This window comes from Micromonospora sp. NPDC051196, assembly GCF_040682415.1.
In the GTDB taxonomy this organism is placed as follows: Bacteria; Actinomycetota; Actinomycetes; order Mycobacteriales; family Micromonosporaceae; genus Micromonospora.
The window spans coordinates 188,642-213,315 of sequence record NZ_JBFBAY010000011.1 but is presented as its reverse complement, the minus strand read 5'-3'; the positions used below and the strand labels follow the sequence as shown (position 1 = coordinate 213,315).

The following is a 24,674-nucleotide window of genomic DNA, read 5'->3' as shown; positions in this document are numbered from 1 at the left end:
TCAAAACCGCCACCCACTACGACCAGGCAACCGCCTGGTCACACCGAACCCAACCCGTCGCTGCTTGACATCCAAGCTCCTGGGATGTCTGACCCCCACCCCACCCTCCCGCCTCCGCGCCCTCCCGCCCCGCGCCGCCGCGCCTCCCCCTCCCCGCCGATCTTGCACTTTCGGTCGCCGAAATGCCCCGTTACGCGGCTTGCGCACCGACAGAAAGTGCAAGATCGCGGGGAGTGGGAGGCGGGGAGCGGGAGGGTGGGGGGTGGGGGTAGTTGCTGTCGCTCCGCTGCGCGAAGCGGCCCTAATCGGGAGGAAGTAGGTCTACTTCCGAGTTAGGCGCGCAGGATGCGGGTGAGGGTGGTGGTGGCTTGGTTGATGGCGGGGTCGGTGACGTCCATGTGGGTGACCAGGCGGGCGGTGCGGGGGCCGAGCACCGAGATGAGTACGCCCTCGGCGCGAGCCGCCGCAGCCAGCGAGGGCGCGTCCAGCGACGCCTTGGTCAGGTCCAGCGGGACCAGGTTGGTGCGTACCGGCGCGGCCAACACCCCGAACGGGGCGATCGCCTCGGCCAACCGGGCCGCCTTCGCGTGGTCCTCGGCAAGGCGGTCGATGTGGTGGGCGAGGGCGTACCGGCCGGCGGCAGCCAGGATGCCCGCCTGACGCATCCCGCCACCCATTCGCTTACGGATCACCCGAGCCCGCTCGATCTTGTCGGCGGCACCGACGACCAGCGAGCCGACCGGCGCGCCGAGCCCCTTGGAGAGGCAGACCGAAAGCGTGTCGAACAGCGCGCCGTAGTCGGCCAACGGCACCCCGTCGGCGACGTGGGCGTGCCAGATCCGGGCGCCGTCACAGTGCAGCGCCGCCTGCGCCTCGTCGGCGACCCGGCGCAGCTGGCGCAGCGTATCGAGGGGGATCACGCCGCCACCGCTGCGGTTGTGGGTCTGCTCCACGGCGATCGCCCGGGTGGGCACCGCCCAGTAGCCGTCGGGACGGATCATGCCGGCGACCACGTCGGGGTCCACGTCCGCACCCACCGCAGGCCAGGTCCGCGAGGTGATTCCGCCGTACGCGGCAGCCGCCCCCATCTCGTACGTGATCACGTGGGCGTCGGCGTCGCAGAGCAACTCCGCGCCAGGCGGCACCGACAGTTGCAGGGCGATCTGGTTGGCCATCGAGCCGGTCGGGCAGAACAGCGCCGCCTCGTGCCCGAACAGCGCGGCGACCTCGGCCTCCAAAGCGTTGACCGTCGGGTCCTCGCCGTAGACGTCGTCACCGACCTCGGCGGTGGCCATCGCCTCCCGCATCCCGGCGGTGGGTCGCGTCACCGTGTCCGAACGCAGATCGATCATCGAGTCAGCCACTGTCGTCCCTTCGGCTACCGACTGCGGGGCTCGCAAGCTCACTCCTCGCGTCAGCCACGGAGCATCTCCGCTACGAGGAAAGCCAGTTCCAACGACTGTTGCGTGTTCAGTCGCGGGTCACAGGCGGTCTCGTACCGGTCGGGCAGGTCGAGATCCGCGATGCCCTGGGCGCCACCGAGGCATTCGGTGACATCCTCGCCGGTCAACTCGACGTGCAGGCCACCGGGATGGGTCTCCAGGCTCCGGTGCACCTCGAAGTAGCCCAGCACCTCGTCGACGATCCGGTCGAAGTGGCGGGTCTTGTAGCCGTTGGACGACTCGTGGGTGTTGCCGTGCATCGGGTCGCACTGCCACACCACCTTCGCCCCGGCAGCGGTCACCTTCGCCACGATCGGCGGCAGCGCGTCGCGTACCTTGTGGTTGCCCATCCGGCTGATCAAGGTGAGCCGACCCGGGATGTTCTCCGGGTTCAGCTTCTCGCACAGCTCGATCGCCTCGTCCGGCGTGGTGGTCGGGCCGAGTTTGACCCCGATCGGGTTGGCGATGCGGGAGATGAAGTCGATGTGCGCGCCGTCGATCTGCCGGGTGCGCTCACCGATCCACAGGAAGTGCCCGGACAGCCCGTACGCCCGACGATCGGAGACCCGGGTCAGCGCCCGGTCGTACTCCAACGCCAGGGCCTCGTGGGAGCAGTAGAGAGTGACCGTACGCAGGGCCTCGTCGTCGGTCATCCCGCAGGCCCGGATGAACGCCAGGGCCCGGTCGATCTCCCGGGCGATCGCCTCGTACCGCTCCCCGGCCGGGGAGTTGCGCACGAAGCCCTTGTTCCAGTCGTGCACCGCGTGCAGGTCGGCCAGTCCACCGGCGAGGTAGGCGCGGAGCATGTTCATCGCGGCTGCCGAGTTCGCGTACGCCCGGATCATGCGCTGCGGGTCGGCGACCCGGGCCTCCGGCGTGGCCTCCAGCGAATTGATCATGTCTCCGCGATAGGCCGGCAAGCCCCGGGCGTCGGTCGGCAGCGACCGGGGCTTGGTGTACTGCCCGGCGACCCGGGCCACCTTCACCACCGGCAGCGACGCGCCGTAGGTGAGCACGATCGCCATCTGCAGCAGCGTGCGGGCGTTGGCCAGCAGGTGACTCTCGGTGTTGTCGGCGAAGGTCTCCGCGCAGTCACCACCCTGCAACAGGAACGCCTTGCCCTCGCAGACCAGCGCGAGACGCTGCCGCAACTGGTCGACCTCGTACGGGGCGACCACTGACGGAACCCGGTCGAGCACCTTGCAGACCTCGGCGACCTGGGCCGGATCGTCCCACGGCGGGATCTGGGCGCGGGGCAACTCCCGCCAGCGGTCCAGACCGAGGGCCTCGTCCTCGGCGGAGTCGACGGTCGGACGGCTGGTCTGCAACACCGGGCTGCCCACCGCCGGATGACTCAACTGATGCCACTCATGGCGCATGACAGAAAGCGTACGGCGACCGACGCGGTGATCGACCGGCGAGGGGCCGGGTTCCGGCAGATGGACGACGGTACGCGCCGCCGCAGGTCAGGGCGTCGGCGCAGGCGCCGGGCTGTGCCCACCGGGCCGTTCCCCCGAGATGCACCAGTCGAGCCCGTCACGGGTGACCGTGAACAGCAGCGGCCGATCGGCCTCGCGCTTACCCACTGTGACACTGACCACGGTGCTTACCTCCTGCCCGAGCGGGCCGGGGCGGATGTCGGTGATCTCGGTCTGCGCCACCTTGAAGTGGTCGGCGAAGTCACCGTTCGGCCCGGTGGCCGCCTCGTCGAAGGAATCGTGCAGCACCGCGCAGAGTTGGCTGCGCCCGGCCGTGACGTCCTTGGCCGCCATCGCGTCGAGGTACGCCTGCACCCGCTCGCGGGACTTCGCCAAGGCCTCCTCGGCCGGAGCCCGGCCGGGTTGCTCCGCCGGTTTCTTCTCGCCGCCGATCAGTCCGCAGCCGACCAGCGTGAACGGCACGGCCGTGAGCAGGACCAGGGCGGCCGAACGCTGGTACACCCGCATCGTTACCTCCCCATCTGCGGACATCGCACCGTTCGACCGGCGAGTCTGTCACACCCCTGCTCAGGTGCAAGGAAGGGCCCCTTTTTATCACCTTTCGCATAGGAAGAGCCCCTGTCAACACGCGGCATGACCGAGGTGCCGAAGTGTTAACAGGGGGCCCGTGCTCTACCGGAGGCGTTAACAGGGGGCCCTTCCTTACCTCCCAGCTGGACGGGGAGGGGCTGGTGCGGCCCCTCCCCGTCGTGTGGGTGATGCGTCGGCGCTCGGCTCAGCCGAGACCGCCCCTGATGGCGCTGATCAACTCCCCGTTGCTGGTGTCCCCGGAGAGTTCCCAGAAGAAGGCGCCACCCAGGCCCTGGTTCTTCGCGTACGTCATCTTGCCGCCGATGGTCGACGGGGTGTCGTAGCTCCACCAGTTGCTACCGCACTTGGCGTACGCCGTGCCGCCGATGGTGCCGGTGGCCGGGCAGGTGTTCTTCAGCACCTTGTAGTCCTCGATGCCCTGCTCGTAGGTGCCCGGGGCGGGGCCGGTCGCAGTGCCACCCGGCGTCGTCTGGGTCACCCCGGTCCAGCCCCGGCCGTAGAAACCGACGCCGAGCAACAGCTTGTTGGCCGGGATGCCCTTGCTCTTGAGCTTCTGGATGGCCGCGTCCGACCAGAAGCCCTGCTGCGGGATGCCGGCGTACGAGTAGAGCGGCGAGTGTGGTGCGGTCGGCCCCTGCGCGTTGAAGGCGCCGAAGTAGTCGTACGTCATCGGCATGATCCAGTTGAGGTGGGTCGCGGCACCGGCGTAGTCGGTCGCGTCGATCTTGCCGCCGTTGCTGCCGTCCGCGGTGATCGCGGCGGTGACCAGCGCCGAGGAGCCGAACCGGGTACGCAGCGCGCTGATCACGTTCTTGAACGCGTTCGGGCCGCTGGCGTCGCAGGTCAGGCCGCAGGCGTTCGGGTACTCCCAGTCGATGTCGATGCCGTCGAAGACGTCCGCCCAGCGCGGGTCCTCGACCATGTTGTAGCAGCTCTCCGCGAAGGCGGTCGGGTTCTGCGCGGCCTGGGTGAAGCCGCCGGACCAGGTCCAGCCGCCGATCGAGAAGATCACCTTGATGTGCGGGTACATCCGCTTGAGCTTGCGCAGTTGGTTGAAGTTGCCCCGCAGCGGCTGGTCCCAGGTGTCGGCGACGCCGTCCACGCTCTCCGCCGCGGTGTAGGCCTTCTCGTAGTCGGCGTAGCTGTCCCCGATGGTGCACCGGCCGCCGGTGGTGTTGGCGAACGCGTACAGGATGTGGGTCAGCTTGGACGCCGAGCCGCTGGTGTGGATGTTCTTGACGTGGTAGTTGCGGCCGTACACACCCCACTGGGTGAAGTAGCCGACCACCTTCTGGCCGCTCGGCGGCGGCGTGGTCGGCGGCGGCGGGGAGGTCGGCGGCGGAGGCGTGGTCGTGGGCGGCGGGGTGGTCGGCGGCGGGGTGCCACCGCCGCAGGCCGCACCGTTGATGGTGCAGTTCACGGGCGCCCGGTACGCACCGGTGCCGTTGTAGCCCCAGCTGAAGGAGGCGCCCGGAGCCAACGCGCCGGCCCAGCTCTTCTTGACCGCCACGTACCGGTTGCCGTCGCGGGTGACGTCGGCGTCCCAGGAGCTGCCGATGCTGGTGCCCGAGGGCAGCTCGAACTCGATGCGCCAGGTGCTGACGCTGGCGCTGGAACCGTTGGTGATGGTGACCCTTGTTTCGTGACCGGTCCCCCAGTCCTGCACCCGGGTGAACGAGGCGGTCACACTCCCGGCGCCGAACGCCGAGGCCATCGGGACCGTGGCGACGGTCACCGCGACCACGACGCTGGCCCAGAGGGCCCGGCGGAGCGATCTCTTCATGTGGCGTCTCCAAACAGTTAGGAAACTTTCCAAAATGTTGATGAGACGCTACTCACACGACCTCACTTCGTCAAGATGTCGATGTATCGATTTCCTGGTTCGGGTCAAACCGCATCGCTCGCTACGTCGCCGCCGGTCGAGCGGCATTACCCGGAGGTAACCACCGCGCGGCGAACCCGCCGACCGCCGGCACCCGGCGGTACCCTCGCGCCATGTCCGTCTTCGACATTCCGATCAACTCCCTCGCCGGTGGCCCGGCCGATCTCGCGCAGTACCGTGGGCGCGCCCTGCTGGTGGTCAACGTCGCATCCCGCTGCGGTCTCACCCCGCAGTACGCCGGCTTGCAGGCCCTCCAGGACGAGTACGCCGACCGCGGGCTGGTGGTGCTCGGCGTCCCGTGCAACCAGTTCGCCGGCCAGGAACCCGGCAGCGCTGCGGAGATCAGCGAGTTCTGCCAGGTCAACTACGGGGTCACCTTCCCGTTGACGGAGAAGGTCGAGGTGAACGGGCCCGACCGCCATCCGCTCTACGCCGCCCTGGTGGACACCCCCGACGCCGACGGGCACACCGGCGACGTCCGATGGAACTTCGAGAAGTTCCTGGTCGCTCCGGACGGCACCGTGGCCGCCCGCTTCGCCCCGACGGTCACCCCCGACGACCCCACGCTGCGCGCCACCCTGGAGAAGACCCTTCCCTGAGTTTCCATCCGGACCACCGATCCACCTGCGGTGCCCCGTCGAGGGGCACCGCCACCGCAGGCCCGCCCGGAGATCGCCCGGGATGGGCCGCAAGTGCCGGCCGGGCGAGTAGGTTCGACGTGGACAGCCGAGTCGATGGGGGTTGACGTGTCGGTCGTGGGGTTGATCGGAAGTGGACACATCGGAGGCACCGTCGCGCGGTTGGCGGTGGCCGCCGGGTACGAGGTGGTGCTGAGCAACTCGCGCGGCCCGGAAACGCTGGCCGACCTGGTCGACGAGCTGGGGCCGAGGGCGAGCGCGGGCACCGTCGACGCGGCGGCTCGCGCCGGTGACCTGGTGGTGGTCAGCATCCCGCTGAAGTCGTACCGGGCCGTGCCGGCGCAGCCGCTGGCCGGCAAGGTCGTCATCGACACCAACAACTACTACCCGCAGCGCGACGGCCAGATCCCCGAGCTGGACGAGGACAGCGTCACCAGCAGTGAGCTGCTGCAACAGCACCTGCCCGAGGCTCGGGTGGTGAAGGCGTTCAACAACATCTTCTTCAAGCACCTGCTCGCCCTGGCCCGACCCACCGGCGCGGCGGACCGTAGCGCGCTGCCGATCGCCGGTGACGACGCCGAGGCCAAGGCCGTCGTCACCGCCTTCCTCGACCGGATCGGCTACGACGCGGTGGACGCGGGCACGCTCGCCGACAGCTGGCGGTTCCAGCCGGACACCCCGGCGTACGGCACCATCTACTCCGCTGACCCGGCCAACTGGGAACAGGAGGCCCCCGGCGACGCCGACAAGCTGCGTGCCACGCTGTCCCAGGCCGAGCGGGGCTGACCTGTACCAGGCCGGCGGTCAGCGGCCGGGGGCATGGTCCGCGCGATCAGCGCACCGAACCTGTCGGGCCGGTGCAGGTCGGACGAGGGTCGTCGAGCGCCGCACCCTAGTGTTCTCGTCCCTCGCCGCCGTCCGCATCGCGCGGTGCACCGGCGCGGTGGGCGCGCCACTCCGGGGCCAGCAGCGACCAGACCTCCAGGTCGACTCGCCCGTTCGAGCCCGGAGCCACCTCACGCAGTACGCCGTCGCGACGCATGCCGAGCCGACGGGCCACCGCGATGCTGCGTACGTTGCCGGCGAGGACCCGCCACTCGACCCGGTGCAGGCCGCGCTCGACGACCGCCCAGTCGATGAGCCGGCTGACCGCTCGGGTCACCAGCCCGCGTCCCTCGGCGGCTGGCTCCAACCAGCAGCCCGCCTCACAGACTCCCGTCCCGACGTCCAGTGACACCAGCAGCACTCCGCCGACCAGTGTCCCGTCGGACCAGATGCCCCAGATGCCGCCGTCGTCGCGGGCCCACCGGTCGGCGTAGCGCTGCAGCACGAGCCGTGCCCCGTCCAGGTCGGTGGCCACGAAGGCCGGCGACACCCAGGGCGTCATGTTCTTCCGGGCCCGGTCCAGGTTGGCCAGGAACTCCGCCGCGTGCCACGGATTGAGCGGGCGCAGCTCGGCATCGGCGGTCAACGGCACAGCGAACATCAGTGTCCTCCCCCGTTGGTCAGCATGATCGCGCCCACCGTAGCGAGTGCCACGAGGGTGTTGAAGAGCACCACCAGGCCTCGTCGCCATCGGAATGACATGATCTCCACATCGGACCCGCGCCCGACGCGGAGATCAGCGGAGATCAGAGGGGGCGGCGGCCGGCGAAGCCGCAGTCGGCGCGGTGGTACCAGCGCACGTCGGTGTCCCCTTCCAGCCAGCACCAGAGCACCTGCCGGCCCTCGCGCTCGCCGGGGAAGTCGAGCAGCACCGGCGCCACGCCCTTGATCTCGATGCCGTGCTGTCCGATCTCGTCGAGGATCGCGTGCAGGCGAGCTTCCAGCCCTTTGACCTCGGGCCGGCCGCCGAGCGCGCTCAGCCCGTGGTTGGTCAGGTCGGTCTGCAACTCGGTCAGGTCGGCGCGGACCCGGATCAGCTCGTCGATCCGAGGGTGCAGGGTGGCCACCAGGTGCCGGGCCTGGGCGAGAGTGAACATCGCGCCAGTATGCGTCACCCGGTTATTCCTCGGGTACCGGCGCCGGGCCGACGGATCGGTGATTGGCTCCGTTTCGCCGATCTGGTGGCACCACCGGTTCGGGGATACCGCCGGATCGGCGCAACGGAGTCGATCATCAGTTGTCCGGGCAGCTCATCCGGCCTGGGCGGCGATCTCGCGGGCCCGGTCGCGGGCGGCTTCCACGGCGGCCAGCAGCGCCGCGCGTACGCCATGATTCTCCAGCTCGCGGATGGCGGAGATGGTGGTGCCGGCGGGTGAGGTGACCGCCTCGCGCAGCTTCACCGGGTGCTCGCCGGATTCCCGCAGCATCACCGCCGCACCGATCGCGGTCTGCACGATCAGGTCGTGCGCCACCTGCCGGGGCAGGCCGAGCAGGATGCCGGCGTCGGTCATCGCCTCCACCAGCAGGTAGAAGTAGGCCGGGCCGGAGCCGGACAGTGCGGTCACCGCGTCCTGCTGGCTCTCCGGCACCCGGATCGTCGCGCCGAGCGGCTTGAACATGTCCTCGGCCAGCGCCAGGTGAGCACCGGTGGCGTACGCCCCGGCGGAGATGGCGGTCATCGCCTGGTCCACCAGGGCAGGGGTGTTGGTCATCACCCGGACCACCGGGGTGCCCTCGGGCAGCCGGCGGCTGAAAAAGCTGCTGGGCAGGCCGGCGCAGAGCGAGATGACCAGTTTGTCGGCGGGCACCTTCGGCCCGATCTCGTCCAGCAGCGCGGCGGCGTCCTGCGGCTTGACCGCCACGGCCAGTACCTCGGCCTGCTCCACCGCGGCCAGATTGTCCACCACCCGTACGCCGTAGCGGGCGGTCAACTCCTCGGCACGGGCCGGCCGTCGGGCGGTGGCCAGCAGGCGGTCCACCGGCCAGCCCGAGCGCAGCAGCCCGGACAGCATCAACTCGCCGATCTTGCCCGCACCGATCACCGCGACGGTGCGTACTCCAGCTGACACCTGACGTACCTCCTCCGGAGATGGGCGTCGCGGCGGACCGGGCGGCCCGCCGCGACGCCGGATCCACGATCAGCTGCCGAAGAAGACCTCGGCCTCGGCGTAGCGCTCCAGCGGGACGGTCTTCAGCTCGCGGGTGGCGTCGGCGAGCGGGACGCGGACGATGTCGGTGCTCTGCATCGCGACCATCTTGCCCCAGTCACCCTCGTGCGCGGCGTCGATGGCGTGCAGGCCGAGCCGGGTGGCCAGCACCCGGTCGAACGCGGTCGGGGTGCCGCCGCGCTGGATGTGCCCGAGCACGACGGTGCGGGCCTCCTTGCCGGTCTTGGCCTCCAGCTGCTCGGCCAGCCACTGGCCGATGCCGCCGAGGCGGACGTGACCGAACGCGTCCAGCTCCTGGTTCTGCAGGACCATCTGGCCCTCCAGCGGCTGGGCGCCCTCGGCGACCACGACGATCGGCGCGTACTGGTGCTGGAAGCGCTTCTCGACGTAGCCGGCGACCTGCTCGACGTCGAAGGCCCGCTCCGGCAGCAGGATCACGTTGGCGCCGCCGGCCAGGCCGGCGTGCAGGGCGATCCAGCCGGCGTGCCGGCCCATCACCTCGACCACCAGGGTGCGGTGGTGACTCTCGGCGGTGGTGTGCAGCCGGTCGATGGCCTCCATCGCGATGTTGACCGCGGTGTCGAAGCCGAAGGTGTAGTCGGTGGCGCCGAGGTCGTTGTCGATGGTCTTCGGCACGCCGATGACGTTGACGCCCAGCTCGTGCAGCTTGGTGGCCACACCAAGGGTGTCCTCACCGCCGATGGCGATCAGCGCGTCGACGCCCTGGGCGGCCAGGTTGTCCTTGATCCGCTCGACGCCGTTCTCGATCTTGAAGGGGTTGGTCCGCGAGGAGCCCAGGATGGTGCCGCCGCGCGGCAGGATCCCCCGGACCTCCGCGATGCCCAGCGGCCGGGACAGGCCCTCCAGCGGCCCCTTCCAGCCGTCGCGGAAACCCACGAATTCGTGGCCGTAGCTGGCGACGCCCTTACGGACCACCGCCCGGATGACCGCGTTGAGACCCGGGCAGTCGCCGCCGCCGGTGAGCACGCCGATACGCATGATCTGCTCATCCTCCTGGGGAGCATCTGGTGAAGCCCGATCAAGCCCCAGGATATGTGTCAGGTAAGACCATCGGCGCCGTTGCCGGCCCGGGGCGGGCCGTCACTGCGACTGTAGTCGCCGCTGGCCCGACCTGACACCGCGCCCCACTACCGGCCAGTAGCGCTCATCGCGAAGCTCATCGTCCGCTGCCGACCGACCACCCGGCGCCGACCCGGCCCCGCCGATCGGACACTCGACGCCATACCGACCTCCACCGACCGGACACCCGCCGCCGAACCGCCCGCCGTTGGCCGGCTATTCGGCGCTGCCGAGCAGATTCAGTCGGCGGCCACCCGTGCGGTCCCAGCAGCGGGCAGCGGTGACGTGCACGGCGACCAGGGTCAGGCCGGCCGTGGTCGGCCCGTCCGGAAACCAGACGGCCAGTTCCGGGCGCCACAGCCGCTGTGCCCGCGCCGGGTCGTGGTCGTCGCGGGCGGTGCCGGACAGCGACACCCGGACCTGCTCCCCCGGGTCGGCGAAGCTCACCTCGACCTCCGGATTGACCCGAAGCTGGCGCAACGTCGCCGACCTGGCGTACGCGAAGAACCACAGCTCGCCGTCGAACTCCGCCCGTTGCAGGAGCATCGGCCGGCCCACCAGCCGACCGTCGAGCGAGATCGTGGTGAGCGTGCAACTGCCCGCCGCCCGGATCAGCCCGGTCAGCCGCTGCCGGGCCGCTCCGACGGCCATCGCCTCGTCACTCATGCTGGCGCTCGCTCATGGCGCTGCTCCCTCGCGTCGACCCCCGGTAGGCCGAACCCGTGCCCGGGACGGAACCGACCAAACCTACGACCCGGTCATCGCCCGCCACCGGGCCAGGTTGTGCCGAGCGTCGACCAGGGCGTCATGCCGCGCGGAGTCGGCGTTCGGCAGCCGTGGCCGCCCCCGGTCGTCCCACAACTGCCGCAGGTCCTTGGTGAACCGGGGGATCTCCCGGGGCAGCGCCGGCATTGCACCCCACAGCTGGGCCAGCGCCACGTGGTCGTACGCGGCGTACCAGGCCCACAGCTCCAGTTCCTCGCCGGGGCGCTCGCGGATCGGCTCGACGAGGAAGTCGTACAACTCGTCGCGGATGCGCTCCCGGGAGCGCCAGGCCCGGTCCGCCGGGGAGGGCAGCTTGTCCAGCACGTTGCGGCGGACCCAGGGCACGGCCCGGGACGCGTCGAACTCGGTGGAGACCGCGTAGAACTCGCGGCCGTACTCGTCGACGATGCCGATCGACACCAGTTCGACCGTGCGGCCGTCCTCGATGAATTCGCAGTCGTAGAAATAGCGGTAGACCATCCCTGCCATCCTCGCCGACGCCGACAGGGTCCGGGCGGGCGGGGCGCGGGGCGGAAGCGGGAGCGCTTCCACGTCATCCTTGACAGCGACATCGCAGCTGAAGGTGTCACAGAAGTGATTTGAGGGGTGTACAGCACGCGACCGGACCGTCATGATCTGATGTGTACCGCTGCCGGACGCCGAACGGGTGTCAGTTCGCCTTGTCAGGGGCCACCAGGCTCACCCGGTGAGCGAGTTGGATCCTTGACCGGGGAGGGGTGGGTCCGTGGAGATGCGCCTGCCAGAGCCGGGCGACGCGCTCACGGGTGTCGAGATGTTCGCCGGGCTGGAGCCCGAGGTACGCCAGCGCGTGATCGCCGCTGCGGTGCCCCGGACGTACCGCAAGGGTCAGCTGCTGTTCGTCGAGAACGACCCGGGCGAGTCGCTGATCGTGCTGCGCCGGGGTGCGGTGGCGGTGTTCCGCACCGCTCCGACCGGTGAACGGGCGGTGCTGTCGGTGATCCGACCGCCGGACGTCCTCGGCGAGGTTTCCCTGCTGGATGCCTCCACCCGGTCCGCCTCGGCCGAGGCTATCGAGGACTGCACCGCCCTCGCCCTGTCCCGGGGCGCCTTCATGGAGCTGGTGCACTCGAACCCACGCATCCTCGACGCGGTGATGCGGTCCCTGGGTGGGCTCATCCGCCGGCTGACCGAGCAGAACGCCGACCACGTCTTCCTCGACCTGCCCGGCCGGGTGGCCAAGACGCTGGTGCGGCTCGCCGGCGAGAGCCAGGCACCGATGATCACCATCGAGCTGAACCAGAGCCAGCTCGCGGAGATGGCTGGTGGCTCCCGGCAGAGCGTGAACCAGGCGATCGGCTCGTTCGCCAGCCGGGGTTGGTTGCGGACCGAAGGTCGCCGGATCGTGGTCACCGACGTACCGGCGCTGCGTCGCCGCGCCGGAATGAGCGAACGCTGACCAGCCAGACCGGCATGAGCGAAGGCTGACCAGCCAAAGCTGAAAGGGCGGTGCCGGGCCTGTCGGCCCCGGCACCGCCCTTTGGCTACTCGGTCAGGGCTTGGTGCTTCCCGGGCCGGCCCAGTCGGTGCCGCCCGGCCCGGCCCAGTCGGTGCCGTCCTTGCCCGACCCCGGCACCTCGCCGACGATTCCCTGTGCCTGCAGCTGGGCGAGAGTCGCGGCGTCCACGTCCACCGAGTCCCCGGCCAGGTGAGTGACGCCGTTACCGTCGGTCCAGTCGCTGCTCAACATGACGTACACCATGAGGCTGTCCCCCTGATAAGCGATCAACGAATCGGCTGCCTGAATCTAGCCGTTGCGCAACGCGCTGGACTGCCCGGTGGAGTGTCCACAAGCCAACAGCCCGGTACCCGACACTGTGCTGGGCCGCAATACTCGATCCTGCGCTCCGGTGTCGGGGCTCGCCAGTGGAGGGTGTCATCGCCACTCAGTGTGATCGCTGTGGACGCACCGCCACCGACGGCGACCGCTTCTGCGGTGGCTGCGGGGCGGAGCTCGGTGCCGTCTGCCCACACTGCCTGCGTCCGCTCGCGCCGGACGTGGTCTTCTGCACCTCCTGCGGTGCGCCCCGGGCCGGCAACGACCGCGCCCCGGCGATTCCTCAGGAGGACCGCCGCCGGGTCAGTGTGCTGTTCGTCGACCTGATCGACTTCACCCCGTACGTCGAGCGGGCCGATCCGGAGCTGGTCCGCGGCATGCAGACCGGGTTCTTCTCCGCCGCCCGCCGAGTCGTCGGCCAGTACGGCGGGGTGGTCGAGAAGTACATCGGCGATGCGGTGATGGCGTTGTTCGGCGCGCCGGTGGCCACCGAGACCGACGCGCTGCGGTGCGTACGGGCCGGGTTGGAGCTGCAACGGATACTCACCCGCTTCGCGCCCACCGGTACCGACGGGTTGCGCTTCCGGGTCGGGGTGGCCACCGGCGAGGCGCTGGTCGACGTGGCCGCCGCCCGCGACGGTGGGCAGGCGATCGTGGCCGGCGACGTGGTCAACACCGCCTCCCGGTTGCAGTCCGTGGCGCCGCCGGGCGGGGTGCTGGTCGACGGTGCCACGCACGCGCTGACCCGGGACACCATCCGCTACGACGAGCAGTCCCCGGTCACCCTGCGCGGGCGTTCCGCACCGACCGAGGTGTGGTTGGCCCTGGCCGCGGTACGCCAGCAGCCCGCCGACCGGGAACCGGACGCCACCCCGTTGATCGACCGCGAACATGAGCTGGGCATGCTGGTCAACGCCCTGCACCGCAGTCTGCGCGACCGCCGTCCCCAGGTCGTCACCGTCTTCGGGCGGGCCGGCATCGGCAAGAGCCGGCTGGTCCGGGAACTGCACCGGCACACCGCCCGGCTGGTGGACGAACCGTTGACCTGGCGCATCGGGCGGTGCCCGCCGTTCGGCGAGAACGTCACGTTCGCCGCGCTGGCCGACATCGTCAAGGCCGAAGCGGGCATCCTCGACACCGACCCGGCCGGCACCGCCGCCCAGCGGCTCGCCGCAGCCGTCGGTGAACTGGTCGGCCCCGGCGAGCGGGACCGGGTCGCCGACGCACTGCGCCCGCTGGTCGGTCTGCCCGGCACGTCGTTGCCGGCCGAGGAGGCGGAATCGGCGTGGCGAAGGTTCCTGCTGGCGCTGGCGACCCGCCGCCCCACCGTGCTGGTCTTCGAGGATCTGCACTGGGCCGACGACGCGATGCTGCGTTTCGTGGAACTGCTCGGCGCGGCGGCCCGGGACGTGCCGCTGCTGCTGCTCTGCACCGCCCGCCCCGAACTGGTCGACCGCGACCCGAGCTGGGCGGGGACGATCACCGGCTCGGTGACCATCACCCTGCCGCCGCTGCGCGACACCGGCATCGCCGCGCTGTACGCGCACATGTTCGGCCAGGCCGCGTTCTCCGCCGACCTGCTCACCCCGCTGATCGAGGTGGCCGGCGGCAACCCGCTCTACGCCCACGAGTACGTCCGGATGCTGATCGAGCAGGGTGCGTTGCGCCAGTCGGGGCGGGGCTGGTCGCTGGAAAAGCATCTCGACCTGCCGATGCCGGAGAGCGTGCACGCGGTCATCGCCAACCGGGTGGACCTGCTCGACGCGAAGGACCGGGCGGTGCTGCTGGCGGCGGCCGTCGTAGGCGTGCAGTTCTGGCCGGGGGCGGTGGCGGCGGCGGTCGGGCAGCCGGTCGAGGCCGTCGAACGTGCCCTGCGCCGGCTGGAACAGCGCGACTTCGTCCACGAGCAGGCTGCGTCCACCATGGCCGGTCAGCCGGAGTACCGCTTCCGGCATGTGCTGGTACGCGACGTCTGCTACCAGCGGCTGCCGCGTACCGAGCGGGTGGCCCGGCACGACCGCACAGCCGACTGGCTGGACACGTTGTCGCAGAGCCGGGACACCGACCTGGCCGAGGTGCTGGCCCATCATCGCTGGGCGGCACACGAGATCGCCCGGTCGCTGGGCATGGACACCACCCGCTACGCCGGCCCCGCACGGGCCGCGCTGCACCGGGCGGCCCGTCGGGCGTACGCCCTGCACGGGCTGGACGCCGCCGCCGGTCACGCGGGCCGGGCGCTCGGGCTGGCCGACGACTCCGACCCGGTGGGACGGCTCCAACTGGAACTGCTCAGCACCGAGATCTCGTTCTACCGCGACGGCAACGCGTTCCTCTCCGGCGGTGGGTCCGAGCAGATGCAGACGTTGGCCGACCGGCTGCTGGCCTACGGCGACGAGGCGTGCGCGGCGCGGGCCTGGACGCTGTTGGGCCAGGCCGCGTGGCTGCGCGCCGACCGGCAGGCGGCGCTGGCCTGCCTGAACCACGCCGTACGGCTGTTCGATCCGCTGCCGGACAGCGCCCAGAAGGCGGACGCCTTCGCCGAGCTGGGCCGGCTGCACATGCTCAACTACGAGCGTGACCCGGCGGTGGCGGCGGCCGACACCGCAGCCGAGATCGGCGAACGGCTCGGGCTGACCGAGACCCGCACCAACGCCCGGATCACCGCCGCCACCGCCCGCTACCAGGCCGGCGACCGGTCCGGCCTGGACGAGTTGTACGCGATCGTGGAGTTCAGCCGGGCGCAGCAACTGCTGGCGCTGCCCCGGGCCACCCAGAACCTCGCGTACGCGGTCCGTGAGGAGGGCGACTGGCTGCGCTCCGACGCCCTGCTCTCGGCGGCCCCGGCGCGAACCGCGAGCGGGCAGACGCTGACCACCAGCTACTCCGGGGAGGCGATGCGGGCCTGGTTCGAGGGTGACTTCGGCCGGCTGCTCGCCGCCGCCGAGGCGTTCGTGCACACCCCGACCGGCAGCTGGGACATGCAGGTCCGGGGCTTACGGTCGTGCCTGCTGGTGCTGCGCGGCCGACCGGTACCGCCGCCCGCCGGTCCGCCCGCCAGACCGGAGGCGGACCCGCAGCCGGCTGCCGATGCCGCAGCCTCACCATCCGACGTCGCCGGCCCCACACCGCTTTCGGCGGGACAGGCCCCGCCGCCGTACGACGATGTGGCGGCCGCGCTGGACACCGCTCGGCGCAGCGGCTTCCACCGGCTGCACTGGACGATGCTGGCGATGGGCGCGCTGTGCCGGGCGGTGCAGGGGCGCACCGACGAGGCCGCCGCCCTGGTCGACGAGCTGGCCGAGGCGTGGACGAAGGTCCCGGCGCTGGCCAGCGGCGAGTGGATCGCCGCGGCCGGTTGGGCGGCCACCCTCGCCGGTCGCAGGTCCGCCGCGCGGGTACGCGCCATGCTGGGCCAGGTGGGTCACCGTACACCCTGGTCGGAGGCGACGCTGCGGACCGTGACGGCCGCCCTGGCCGGCGCCGACGGCGACCACCGGCACGCCGCCGAGCTGCACCTGGCCGCCGCCGAGATCTACGCCGGTATCCCCGACGTCACCGACCGGATGTTGTCGCTGACCTTCACGGTACGGGAGTTGACGGCGGGCGACGACCCGGCCGCAGCCGGCCCGCTGTTGACCGAGCTACGCGCCTTCGCCCACCGCAACGCCGCACCGGGCCTGCTCGCCCTGGCCCACCCGCCGGCCGGCGCGCAGCCGCTCGCCAGTTGACCCCGCCGCCCCGTCCGCCGGTCACCTTCTTCGATCACCATCACTCTCAGGACTGTCGGCATCCTGGAATCGGCCACTATCAAACTTGACATTGATCGCAACCATCGAGATCAGGATTCCCACGAAAAGTATCCCGAGTGAGATCCAGGTCGCCCACGGAGCTGGCAGATACCGCTGGGCGAGGACATAGGGAACGCCTACTCCGATGAGCAGCGACCATCCCAGCCTCGTTCTCAGCAGCAAGCTCACTCTGCCCATCGAATCACCCTCGGTCCCTCCGTCGAACGAGCGCCGTGAACCGCGCCGCCGACCTGCTCGGCGAGTTGGCCGAGGTACGTGCCTTCGCCCACCAAACGCCGCGCTGCGGACCCTGCGGTCCGCAGCGCGGCAACCTCGTCGGTGGAACTACGACGCTGACCCGTTGCCGACCACCGTCGCCAGGCTACGAAGCCTCATCGTCACCGCGACGCCTCAGGCTCAGGTAGGTCATCCAGGGCAGCAACGCGGTGGAGCCGAGGAACAGGCTCGTGTCGAGCTCAAGGCTGCCCACGATCCACAGCAGCGGCGAGAGAGCCCAGAGCAGAAAACCCACACCCGCCAGAATCCAACCGACTCTCGTCACCCTCGTCACCCTCGTCACCCTCGTCACCTGTGCAGGAAACATACGCCCTCGACTGTCCAACCGACCCAGCCTGCCCGTCCAGCCAGGCGGGCGCCTCGCCATCCCCACTTCGCCGCCGCAGCCCCGTAGCCCGTTGACGCGCCGGCCCAGCCCCAGGACGGGCCGTTGGTGTAGACACGGCAGGCGCGCTTGACGTCCCGGCGGATGGCGCGGCCCACCCTGGCGTGGTAGCTGTTGCGCCCGCAGTTGCTGCCCGACGTCCCGGACCAGCAGGCCCCGTTCGCCCGGTAGGTACGAGTCGAATAGCGGACGACGTTGCGGGTGGTGCGATATCCGCGCTGTGCCTTGTTGTAGGCCCGGCAAGCCCACCTGGCCCAGCGCGAGCACTTCCGCTTGCCGTCCAGGTCGGTCGCGTTGATCGGGTCGGCGCAGGTGTACTCGTAGGCGTTGCAGCTTCCACCGTAGATCGGGTCAACCTGGAGGAAACGGCCCAGGGCCGGGCTGTACAGCCGCACACCCATGAGGATGCTGTCGCCCAGTGCCTCGCTGGAGCGCTGCTTACCGCCCAGCCACCCGTAGCGCTGGTCGGACTGGGCTGCCATCGGCACACCGAACTCGTCGTAGTCGAACAGTTCCGGCTCCGTCAGCGCGGTGTCGATGGTCACCGCCACATCGCCGTGCAGGTTCGTCAAGTGCAAGACGATGTCACCGGTCGCCGAGGTCGTCGCGGCGAGATCACCATCGGGGCCGCACACGTTGCGGGTGATGGTGCCGGTCGGATCCTCGCTGACCCACGTGACCTCGTCGGAGTCGTCGCCGTAGTGGTTGACCTTGGACGCCGTGTTGATCCACTCATCGTCGACCAGCGTCTCGGTGGTGAACGCCCGGAAGCGCAAAGCCGGATCCAGAGTCCACGTCTGACGCGAGTCACCGAGCTGCTGCCGCCGCACCAGGTCGTTGGCGAAGTAGGAGTTGCTCAGCCCTGTCGGCAGGTCGCTCGTGCGACCGAACGCGTCGTAGACGTACCCGGCGTCGGTCACCCGGTCGGCGGTGTCGTAGACGACTTCCTCGTGCTCGGCGGAGGTGTCCTGTTGACACTCGCCGTCCTCGTCCGGGGCGTAGGCCCACAGGTCGGTGCGGTTGTACCGGTCGTCGTAGTGGTAGGTGCGGGTGACACACCCACCGGTCAGGGCGGTGTCGTGCTGCGTACGCGTCAGCCGGCCCAGTCGGTCGTACCGGTAGTTCTTGCTTCCGCCGGTGTACGTGTGGGTCACCCACTGGCCTGCGGTGTTCTCCACCACCGACTCAGAGTAGATGACTTCACTGTCGGAGTCGCGGGTGTAGGTGCGCTCCACCGGCTGCAGGTTCGCGTCCAGCCGGTCGGTGCGGGTCAGACCACCGGGATAGGTCATCTCGGTCAGTTGCCCGTCCGGCGAGTACTTGGCGGTGAAGGTCCCGGCAATGCTGTCGGTGACGCCGGTCAGCAGGCCGCGTGGCTCGATCGCACGGTCGTAGGCGTACGTCTTGTGTCCGGTCGGGTCCGACACCTTGACCTCCTTGCCGAACCGGTCGAACTCCGTCACCGTGGTCGCTCCGTCGGCGTCGGTGTACGACACCAGCCGGCCGAGGTCGTCGTACTCCTGACTGATGGTGACGGCGCCCATGGTGGTGACGGTGGTCTGGCCGTTCTGCGGGCTGTAGGTGGTCGTGATCGTGCCGATCGCCGTCCCCTCGTCGGAGGTGATCGTGGTACCGGTCACCCGCGCCGCCGCGTCGTACGTCGTGGTGGTGGTCCGGGTCTTGCCGGCCGAGGTTTCGGTCACCACCGATTCCTTGCCGTAGCGGCTGTAGGCGGTGACCCGCCGGACCGGCAGTTCGGTGGTCATCCGCGCCGGATCGTGCCCGGCGACCGTCCCTGCTGCCCGGATGAGGCACGGCTGCCCGGCCCACTCCGGCCGGTTGCCGCAGGCGCTGTCCTGTTCGTTCGCTCCGGCCGTGTAGTAGATGGTCTCCCGCGTCCTCGCGTCGCTTCCCGTCGAGCCGACCTCCACCTGCTTGACCACCCGGCCCGCGGCGTCGTGAACGGTGTGCGAGGTGAGATTCTTCCCGCCGGTGACGGCGTCCACGGTCCGGCTGGTGGACTTCTTCAGCGTCCAGCCGGACACACCGCCGTACGCGGCCTGGTAGCCGTTCCGGTTCACCCGTACGTCGGCGTCCGGGTAGCCGACGACCTGCACACCGGACTGCTCGGTGGTCAGGAGATGGTATGTGGCGCCGTCGGGTTTGCCTTCGTCGTACGTCTTGACGGTGCGGGCCCGACCGATGACCGTCGCCCCGGCGGGAATCTCTTCCAGCGGTCCGCTGCCGTCCGGATCGGCGACGGGATTCTCCAACACCAGTGTCGAGGTCGGGCCGACGGTCTCCAGCAGGTCAATGCCGTCGGTGCTGTACGTGTTGACGGTGGACAGGGCGAGCGCTCGGCTGGCGGTGTCGGAATTGGCGAGGCCGAGCTCGGCGAGGTAGGTGTCGGCGTCGGGCAACACGCCGAGGGCCAGTGAACGGTCGGTGGCTTCCAGGGTGCGGATGACGTTGCCGAACCTGTCGTACTCCTGGGTGTCGATGTGACCGCCCGGGGTCGCGGTGTTGACCTCCTTACCGCCGGCCGCGAGGTAGTGGACGGTGGCGTACGGGTAGCCGGTGCTGCTCGGCGCGGCCGGGGTGGCGCTGTTGCGGCCGGGATCGTCCTCCGGTCCGAAGATGGCAGTGGCGTCGGTGGGCAGGTCGACCTGGCCCCACGCCGAGATGGCGGTGGCGTTCAGGTTGTACGGACCACCGCCGAGTTGTGTCAGCGGGACGTTGTAGACGACGTTGGTGGCGATCTCACCGTCGGTGACGGTCTTGGAGCCCTGTTGCAGGGCGGCGCGGCGGACCCGGAGCAGTCGGCCGGCGTTCTCGTCGCCGGCCAGGTCGGCGACCTGGTCGTCGTTCAGCGCCTTACCGTAGACGCGGACGTCGTCGATCTCGCCGTCCCAGACGTTGGCGGCGGCGCCGGCCCACTTGGCGCGGCCGATGACGTAGTTGCCGGTGGCGTTCCAGCCGCCGACAGCGGCGGTGGTGTTCTGGAGTACGCCGTCGACGTAGAGCTTCATCCGTCCGCTGGCGGTGTCGTAGACGCCGGTCAGGTGGGTCCACCGGCCGGCCACGGGGGCGGTGTTGGAGGTGGCCCGGACCGGGGTGGCGCTGTCACTGTCGGCGCTGACCCGGGAGAAGGCCCACCGGTCGTCGGCGGCGACGTAGTTGAGGAAGAAGCCGCTGGTACGCGAGCCGTCCTTGGACACGGCGGTGCGGTTGGCCGTCTTGGTCTTCAGGCGTACCCAGGCCGAGACGGTGTAGGAGGAGGTGTTGGACAGCGCCGAGCCGGCGACGCTGACCTGCTGGCCGGAGCCGCCGGTGAAGACCGCGGCCCGGTCGGCGGGGTTGTCGGGATCGTTGCCCTGACCCCAGGTCACGCCGCTGGCCATGGTGCCGTTGCGGCCGCTGCCCGAGGAGTCGGCCACGGCGGTGCCGGTGCCGGCGTCGAGGTCCCAGCGCAGTGCCGCCGAGTCGACGTCGGGGTTGCCGTGGTCGAAGTGCCACGGCAGCTCACCGGCCGGGGTGAGCTTGACGACCCGGCCGTCGGCGTACTCGTAGCTGGTTTTCAGGGCGGGGGTGACGCGGGGGTCCCAGACCTCACGGAGCTGGCCCAGGTTGTCGTAGGCGTAGCGGGCGATGTGGGTGGCGGTCATCGCGGAGGTTTCCGGGTCCCAGGCCCAGAGTTTCACGCCGGTGACCCGGTCGATGTGGTCGCCGAAGACGGTCGGGCTCAGCCCGGGGGTGGTGGCGGTGGCGTACTCGTACTCCAACACCTCGCAGCCCCGGACCAAGGTGGCGGCGGCACAGTTGTTGGTGTCGTCCACGCCCGGCTCGACCGGGTTGATCACCTTCTTGAGCAGCAGTCGGTCACCGGTGGTCTCGTAGGTGTAGCGGGTGGTGGTGTGTGCTTCCGCCGTCCACGAGGACGTGGCCGCCCACACCCCGCCCTGCTGGGTGAACTCGGTGATCGCGCCGTCCAGCTCGGACAGCCGGTACGCGGTGCTGCCCACCCGGCTCAGCACCATCCCCTCCGCACCCGGTTCCGGGGTGAACGTCGTCCCGTCGGCGTTCTTGGCGAAGGTGATCCAGTCACCGCCCATGGTGTTGACCACCGCCATCGACGGCTCGGGCAGTTCGAGCGTGGTGTAGTCGACGTCCGCCGCGCCGCCGGTGGCGCCGCCGTTCCAGGCAGGCCCGAAGGGGGCGACGATCTCGGTGAAGGAGAGGTTGTCCCAGTAGACGCGGCGGCCGGAGCCGCCCTGGGCGCCGTTGTAGAGGCGGAAGAAGGCTTCGGTGGCGCCGGCGGGGACGGTCATGTCCACCGACAGTTCCTGCCAGCCCTCGGTGTAGGCGGCCATCGGCGAGACCACCTCGGTGTAGGTGCTGCCGACCCGGTGGATACCGACGATCCGCAGCCCCCGGTGGGTGTTCTCGGGAACGAGGCCGGTCGCGGCGGGCACGAAGATCCAACCGGTCATCCGGTACGTCTTGCCGGCGGTCATGCCCAGCCGCAGCGCCCCACCGTCACCACCGACCGCCACGTAGGTGTCGTTGCTGCTGGTGGTGACCGGGGTGATCTCCAACGAGTCGGCCGGGGTGGTCTCGCCCTGGCCGCGGACGGTGGAGCGGACCGCCGACGAGGTGGTCGGCACTGTGAAGCCGGTCAGGTTCGTGGAGATCTGCTGCTGGTTTGGCGTCAGCCGCTGCCCCATCGGCAGGTAGCCGTCACCACCCTTGCGTGACGACGACGTCCGGGACACCGACAGACCCAACTCGTCGGCGTCGGTGGCGGACAGGGCGTGATCGCCGGTTAACAGGTTGACCGACCCCGGGCCGACGTCGGTGACCGCAGCGCCCGCGCCACTGGAGTCCACCGTCACCCGCACCCACGGGATCGTGTACGCGGGGGTGCTGCCGCCAGCCGTGTAGAGCCGGGCCCGCACCTCCACCACGCCGCCGGTCAGGCCGAGGGTGTCGGTGGCGTTCCAGATCGCGTACCCGCCCAGCGACGACAACGCGACCGGGCTCGCCGCCGTCGCGGTGATCGGGGCGCCGGTGGCCGAGGTGAGGTTCGCCGACGGGATAGGCAGCACCGCGCCGCCCGGTCCTCGCCGGTACTCGAAGTACGCCCGGGTGTAGCCGGTCACCGGGGTGGTGATCTCCAGCTTGGTGCGCTTGACGATGGTCGCGCCGGGCAGTGGCTGCGCCAGCGCCGCGTCACCGGCGGAGAAGACGTACATGTTGGGGTCGGACAGGTTGCCCGCCGAGTCCTTGGCCTGCACCGTCAGTGTGCGCTGGCCGTCGCGGGGGCGCAGGGTCACCGACATGGCGCCGGTGGCCGCGACCGTCGTCGCGCTCGCCTCGTAGTCGAGCTTGTAGACGAACGCGGCCAGGTCGGTGGTGCCGGCCGCCGGAGTGAACGTGAACGTGTCCGGTGCCTCCGCACCACCGTGCGGCTGCCCGTCGTCGAGATAGATCGTCGCCGACACGAACGGCACCCCGGGTTTGGTGGTGTCCACCGTCAACGTGGTCCACCCGGTCCAGCCCCCGTAGGTGTGCGGGTCCTTGCCGCGTACCCGCCACTCGTACTCGGTGCCGTTGACCAGGTTGACCGGCACCTGCCAGGAGGCGGTCGACCCGTTGGTCCACGCCGGGCTACCCGAGCGCAGCCCCGAGGTCGACACCACCGCCAGGGTGCTCTTGTTGCGTACCTCGAACTCGGCCTGCAACGTCTGCCCCGCGTTGGCGTCGGCCAGCTTCGCCGACAACGTCGGCCGCAGCGACGCGGTCCGCGCCCCCGCCCCGCAGGCGGTGTAACACGGCGCGACGGCCAGCGCGGACGGCGCCGTCGGCGTGCTGTTGTAGGTGATTGTCACCAGCGGCGGACGGGTGCCCTCGGCGGAGTCGAACTTCTTCCAGCCGGCGGTGGCCGACTCGGAGGTGGCGCGCAGCATCACGCTCGCACTGGACAGGCTGTTGTCGGCACTGTGCTGCAACGCCCCGCCGACCTCGATGTAGACGTAGCCGTCGTTGCAGGACGAGTTGTAGCCCTTGGTCTCGGTCGACGTGCCGACCTTCGCCCGCGCGGTGGGCTGGTTGGTCCACCGCACCGTCGAGGTCACGTTGTCGGTACGCCACGCCTCCCATGAGGCCGCCGTGCACGACCAGGAGTGGGAGTTCCAAAGCCGCAGCTTCGCCGTGATGATCTTGCTGCCGGCGAAGCCCGTCGTGTTGAACCGCAGGTACGACCGGGCATAGAAGGTGCCACCGTCGTTGGAGTAGCCGAGCCGCAGTTCGCTGGCCCCGGACTGGTCACTGGAGAACGTGTTCTGCACGAACGCGTCGAACGCCGGCGACAACGACGTCGGTGGGTCGATCGTCACCGGGAAGGTCAGGTCCTCGCGGGCCAGGAATTCCGCGTCCGGGGTCAACTCCAGCACCGTACGGCCCTTGCCGGCCGCCTTCGTACGCAGCTTGACCGGCGCCACGTTGAGGTGCTGGGCGGAGTGCGGCGAGACCTCCGCGTCCCACATGATCGGCGTCTGCGCCCGACCGACCTGCTTGCCCCGGGAGTTGCGCAGCACCAGACCGCCCATGCCGTCACCGGCAACGGTGAGCTTGCCCGTCCGCATCGACAGGGTCAGCTTGCGCACCTGCGCCAGCCCGGCCCGCTCCTTCACCACGAAGTGCTGCTCGAAGCCACTCGCGTGCGCGTGGAACACCAGATCGACCCCGGGGCGGACCTGCGGGTAGGTGATGGTCCGGCCGTCGAGGACCGGCTCGGGCAGCGGACCGTTCCAGGCCAGCGCCGACTGCTCCGCGCCGGAGCCCAACGACACCACCTCGTGCTCGCCCTCGGCCGAGGTGCCGCCGGCGAAAGTGAGGTCGCGGGCGTGCGCCTTCGGCACCACCGTGCCGTCGGCCCGGCGCTCAAGCGTGAGGTCCACCGGCACCCAGGTGCTGTCCCCCCGGCGCACCCGCACCGGGGCGAGCGCCTGCTCCTGCGTCATGGTGCCGTCCGGGTTGGCGAAGACCTGCACGGTCTCCGACCGTCGGTCCGCCACCTCGACCCGCTCGCCACACAACCGCGCGGCCACCGCCGCCGACACCTCGTCCGGCCGGTCCTCCGGGCACGTCGGCTTCGCGACCGGCCTCGGCTCGGCAGTCGGCGGCGGCGCGGCCACCGCCCGATCAGGGCGAACCGGAATGTCCGACATGGTCATCGCCAGCAGCGCCGCCAGCGCCACCACCACGATCCGTCTCGCCCAGCGGACGGATCCGTTGCCCGCCAACGCGACGAACACGCCGCCACGCATCCACTGTTCCGGCACAGTCAGCCTCCCCGTAAGGCAGAACCCAGCGAAAGTCAGCGCAGCCTATGGAGAGCGGTAAATGAGATCAACACATTGACGGATGACGTTGTGAACCATTAAGGGCAGCGCAATACCACCCGAGGGGCACCACAAACGACCGATGATGCAAATCG

Annotated in this window: 17 protein-coding genes; 4 read left to right on the top strand and 13 right to left on the bottom strand. The window is 70.3% G+C overall.

Features of this window, described 5'->3' with window-relative positions:
• Positions 1 to 332 precede the first annotated feature (332 nt).
• From AB0M35_RS21660 to AB0M35_RS21645, 4 genes are all read right to left on the bottom strand, one after another.
• A complete protein-coding gene (locus tag AB0M35_RS21660; protein WP_363747374.1) occupies positions 333 to 1,352 on the bottom strand; it encodes a GntG family PLP-dependent aldolase in 1,020 nt (339 codons plus the stop codon).
• Positions 1,353 to 1,414: 62 nt separating this feature from the next.
• Positions 1,415 to 2,821, bottom strand: a complete 1,407-nt coding sequence (locus tag AB0M35_RS21655) for a class II 3-deoxy-7-phosphoheptulonate synthase (RefSeq protein WP_363747354.1) — start codon at positions 2,819 to 2,821, stop codon at positions 1,415 to 1,417.
• 87 nt (positions 2,822 to 2,908) lie between these two features.
• A complete protein-coding gene (locus tag AB0M35_RS21650) occupies positions 2,909 to 3,388 on the bottom strand; it encodes a hypothetical protein (protein WP_363747353.1) in 480 nt (159 codons plus the stop codon).
• A 268-nt stretch (positions 3,389 to 3,656) separates the two neighbouring features.
• Positions 3,657 to 5,255 (bottom strand): glycosyl hydrolase family 18 protein, encoded by a 1,599-nt coding sequence (locus AB0M35_RS21645; protein ID WP_363747352.1) that lies wholly within the window; start codon positions 5,253 to 5,255, stop codon positions 3,657 to 3,659.
• 212 nt (positions 5,256 to 5,467) lie between these two features.
• Here AB0M35_RS21645 and AB0M35_RS21640 point away from each other — a divergent pair, with 212 nt between their 5' ends.
• Both AB0M35_RS21640 and AB0M35_RS21635 read left to right on the top strand, forming a co-directional pair.
• A complete protein-coding gene (locus AB0M35_RS21640) occupies positions 5,468 to 5,953 on the top strand; it encodes a glutathione peroxidase (protein WP_363747351.1) in 486 nt (161 codons plus the stop codon).
• Between the two features lie 147 nt (positions 5,954 to 6,100).
• Positions 6,101 to 6,778 carry an NADPH-dependent F420 reductase gene (locus tag AB0M35_RS21635; RefSeq protein WP_363747373.1) on the top strand — a complete coding sequence of 226 codons (678 nt, stop codon included), beginning with the start codon at positions 6,101 to 6,103 and terminating at the stop codon, positions 6,776 to 6,778.
• A gap of 106 nt (positions 6,779 to 6,884) precedes the next feature.
• Here AB0M35_RS21635 and AB0M35_RS21630 read toward each other — a convergent pair whose 3' ends face one another.
• The 6 genes from AB0M35_RS21630 to AB0M35_RS21605 form a co-directional block, all read right to left on the bottom strand.
• Entirely contained in the window at positions 6,885 to 7,478 is a 594-nt protein-coding gene (locus AB0M35_RS21630; RefSeq protein WP_363747350.1) for a GNAT family protein, read from the bottom strand.
• Between the two features lie 145 nt (positions 7,479 to 7,623).
• Complete coding sequence (locus tag AB0M35_RS21625; RefSeq protein WP_363747372.1) at positions 7,624 to 7,974, bottom strand: DUF2203 domain-containing protein; 351 nt, start codon at positions 7,972 to 7,974, stop codon at positions 7,624 to 7,626.
• A 153-nt stretch (positions 7,975 to 8,127) separates the two neighbouring features.
• Complete coding sequence (gene proC / locus AB0M35_RS21620) at positions 8,128 to 8,946, bottom strand: pyrroline-5-carboxylate reductase (RefSeq protein WP_363747349.1); 819 nt, start codon at positions 8,944 to 8,946, stop codon at positions 8,128 to 8,130.
• 69 nt (positions 8,947 to 9,015) lie between these two features.
• Positions 9,016 to 10,044, bottom strand: coding sequence for a 6-phosphofructokinase (locus AB0M35_RS21615; protein WP_363747348.1), 1,029 nt, complete (start codon positions 10,042 to 10,044; stop codon positions 9,016 to 9,018).
• Between the two features lie 297 nt (positions 10,045 to 10,341).
• On the bottom strand, positions 10,342 to 10,791 hold the full coding sequence (locus AB0M35_RS21610) for a pyridoxamine 5'-phosphate oxidase family protein (protein WP_363747347.1): 450 nt from the start codon (positions 10,789 to 10,791) through the stop codon (positions 10,342 to 10,344).
• A gap of 81 nt (positions 10,792 to 10,872) precedes the next feature.
• Positions 10,873 to 11,370, bottom strand: a complete 498-nt coding sequence (locus AB0M35_RS21605) for a polyadenylate-specific 3'-exoribonuclease AS (RefSeq protein WP_363747346.1) — start codon at positions 11,368 to 11,370, stop codon at positions 10,873 to 10,875.
• A 265-nt stretch (positions 11,371 to 11,635) separates the two neighbouring features.
• Between AB0M35_RS21605 and AB0M35_RS21600 the strand changes: the two genes are divergently transcribed.
• Positions 11,636 to 12,328, top strand: a complete 693-nt coding sequence (locus AB0M35_RS21600) for a Crp/Fnr family transcriptional regulator (protein ID WP_363747345.1) — start codon at positions 11,636 to 11,638, stop codon at positions 12,326 to 12,328.
• A 93-nt stretch (positions 12,329 to 12,421) separates the two neighbouring features.
• Here AB0M35_RS21600 and AB0M35_RS21595 read toward each other — a convergent pair whose 3' ends face one another.
• Positions 12,422 to 12,619 carry a hypothetical protein gene (locus AB0M35_RS21595; RefSeq protein WP_363747344.1) on the bottom strand — a complete coding sequence of 66 codons (198 nt, stop codon included), beginning with the start codon at positions 12,617 to 12,619 and terminating at the stop codon, positions 12,422 to 12,424.
• Positions 12,620 to 12,795: 176 nt separating this feature from the next.
• On the opposite strand from AB0M35_RS21595, the gene AB0M35_RS21590 reads away from it, so the two are divergent.
• Positions 12,796 to 16,434 carry an adenylate/guanylate cyclase domain-containing protein gene (locus AB0M35_RS21590; RefSeq protein WP_363747343.1) on the top strand — a complete coding sequence of 1,213 codons (3,639 nt, stop codon included), beginning with the start codon at positions 12,796 to 12,798 and terminating at the stop codon, positions 16,432 to 16,434.
• A gap of 442 nt (positions 16,435 to 16,876) precedes the next feature.
• On the opposite strand, the gene AB0M35_RS21585 is transcribed toward AB0M35_RS21590, so the two are convergent.
• Together AB0M35_RS21585 and AB0M35_RS21580 are read right to left on the bottom strand one after the other, a co-directional pair.
• Positions 16,877 to 17,056 (bottom strand): hypothetical protein, encoded by a 180-nt coding sequence (locus AB0M35_RS21585; RefSeq protein ID WP_363747342.1) that lies wholly within the window; start codon positions 17,054 to 17,056, stop codon positions 16,877 to 16,879.
• A gap of 23 nt (positions 17,057 to 17,079) precedes the next feature.
• Complete coding sequence (locus AB0M35_RS21580; RefSeq protein WP_363747341.1) at positions 17,080 to 24,519, bottom strand: LamG-like jellyroll fold domain-containing protein; 7,440 nt, start codon at positions 24,517 to 24,519, stop codon at positions 17,080 to 17,082.
• Between the last annotated feature and the right edge of the window lie 155 nt (positions 24,520 to 24,674).

Coding starts and splice junctions, on each gene's coding strand:
- AB0M35_RS21660 (WP_363747374.1), bottom strand. CDS start 1,352: ATGATCGATCTGCGTTCGGACACGGTGACGCGACCCACCGCCGGGATG.
- AB0M35_RS21655 (WP_363747354.1), bottom strand. CDS start 2,821: ATGCGCCATGAGTGGCATCAGTTGAGTCATCCGGCGGTGGGCAGCCCG.
- AB0M35_RS21650 (WP_363747353.1), bottom strand. CDS start 3,388: ATGCGGGTGTACCAGCGTTCGGCCGCCCTGGTCCTGCTCACGGCCGTG.
- AB0M35_RS21645 (WP_363747352.1), bottom strand. CDS start 5,255: ATGAAGAGATCGCTCCGCCGGGCCCTCTGGGCCAGCGTCGTGGTCGCG.
- AB0M35_RS21640 (WP_363747351.1), top strand. CDS start 5,468: ATGTCCGTCTTCGACATTCCGATCAACTCCCTCGCCGGTGGCCCGGCC.
- AB0M35_RS21630 (WP_363747350.1), bottom strand. CDS start 7,478: ATGTTCGCTGTGCCGTTGACCGCCGATGCCGAGCTGCGCCCGCTCAAT.
- AB0M35_RS21625 (WP_363747372.1), bottom strand. CDS start 7,974: ATGTTCACTCTCGCCCAGGCCCGGCACCTGGTGGCCACCCTGCACCCT.
- AB0M35_RS21615 (WP_363747348.1), bottom strand. CDS start 10,044: ATGCGTATCGGCGTGCTCACCGGCGGCGGCGACTGCCCGGGTCTCAAC.
- AB0M35_RS21610 (WP_363747347.1), bottom strand. CDS start 10,791: ATGAGTGACGAGGCGATGGCCGTCGGAGCGGCCCGGCAGCGGCTGACC.
- AB0M35_RS21605 (WP_363747346.1), bottom strand. CDS start 11,370: ATGGTCTACCGCTATTTCTACGACTGCGAATTCATCGAGGACGGCCGC.
- AB0M35_RS21595 (WP_363747344.1), bottom strand. CDS start 12,619: ATGTTGAGCAGCGACTGGACCGACGGTAACGGCGTCACTCACCTGGCC.